The 1705-nt window shown below is 71.0% G+C and carries 1 protein-coding gene; it reads right to left on the reverse strand.

The genetic code is table 11. The features are described from left to right. A partial coding sequence (locus D7Y13_RS41320) for a type I polyketide synthase (RefSeq protein WP_147452643.1) occupies positions 1-1705 on the reverse strand: 1705 nt, incomplete at both ends.

The following is a 1705-nucleotide window of genomic DNA, read 5'->3' on the forward strand; positions in this document are numbered from 1 at the left end:
GCGCGCGGAACAGCGGCGAGGCCTCCGCCAGCTCGCGCCCCATGCCTACCTGCTGCGCACCCTGGCCGGAGAACACGAACGCCACGCGCGGCGCGCGGTTCGTGCCCTTCGTCGTGGCCGCCGGCTTTTGGAGCTGCTTCGCCAGGTCCGCCGCGTCCTTCACCACCAGCGCTCGGCGGAACTCGAAGACCTTGCGGCCCACCGCGTGCGTGAACGCCAGGTCCGCCAGCGACAACTCCGCCCCACCAGCCTGCGCGTGCGCGTCGAGCTGACGCGACGCTGCCTCCAGCGCCTCGGGCGTGCGCGCGGACAGCAGGACGAGCTGGTGGGAACGGGTGGTGGAACCACTCTGCCGCATGGGAGCTTCCTCGAGAATGGCGTGGGCATTGGTGCCACCAATGCCGAACGAGCTGACCGCGGCGAAGCGGGGCGTCTCACCCCGGGGCCACGAACGCAGATGGGTGTTGACGAAGAACGGGCCGGCCGCGAAGTCAATCTGCGGGTTGGGCCGCTCGAAGTGGAGGCTGGGCGGAATCTCGCCGTGGTGCAGCGACAGCGCGGCCTTGATGAGCCCCGCCAGACCCGCCACCGTGTCCAGGTGGCCGATGTTCGTCTTCAGCGACGCCAACGCGATGGTGCCCTGGTGCTCCGCACCCAGGCCGTACGCGCGCGTCAGCGCCGCCACTTCAATCGGGTCGCCCAGCGGCGTCGCGGTGCCGTGGGTCTCCACGTAGCCGATGGACTCCGGTGACACGCCCGCCTTGGCCAGCGCCTGCGTCACCACGGCCGCCTGCCCCTGCACGCTGGGCGCGGTGAAGCCGGACTTGTGCCGGCCGTCGTTGTTGATGGCCGACCCTCGGATGACGGCGTAGATGGCGTCGCCATCCCGCACCGCGTCCTCCAGGCGCTTGAGCACCACCGCGCCCACGCCGTTGGCCGCGAGCGTGCCCTGGGCCTTCTCGTCGAACGCTCGGCAGTGGCCATCCGGAGAGAAGATCATCCCCTCCTGGTGCACGTAGCCCGTGCGCTGCGGCACCGACAGGCGCGTCGCGCCCGCGAGGGCGATGTCGGACTGGCCCACCTGGAGGCTCTGGCAGGCCAGGTGCACCGCGACGAGCCCCGTGGAGCACGCGGTGTAGAGCAGCGTGCTCTCACCCGTCAGCCCCAGCTTGAAGGACGTCTTCGTCGCCATGCTCTCGTGCGTGGCGGTGCCGTGCAGCTCCATGTACGAGGCCGCGTCCAGCGGCATCGCCTGCCGCACGGCGTCCGTGTAGCCGGAGCTCGTGGCGCCCGCGTACAGCGAGATGGCCCCAGGGAAGCGGTCCGGATCCACGCCCGCGTCCTCAAGCGCCGCCCAGGCCGTCTGGAGGAACAACCGCTGCTGCGGGTCCGTGAACTGCGCCTCGCGCAGGGGCATGTCGAAGAAGGCATGGTCGAACTTCTCCACGCCTTCGATGACACCGCCCGCCGCGACGAAGGCCGGGTGGTGCCACAGCTCCAGCCCCTCCGGCAGCCCGGGCAGGTGCTCCAACTGCTCCGGCGTGAAGCGGGTGATGGACTCCACGCCGCCCCGCAGGTTGCTCCAGAACTCCTGCACCGACATGGCACCCGGGAAGCGACCCGCCAGGCCGATGATCGCGATGGCGCCGGACTCACCCGTCTTCGGGACTTCACGCGGACGCGGTGCGGGCGTGGGGGCCACGGG

This window comes from Corallococcus praedator, from assembly GCF_003612125.1.
Lineage (GTDB): Bacteria > Myxococcota > Myxococcia > Myxococcales > Myxococcaceae > Corallococcus > Corallococcus praedator.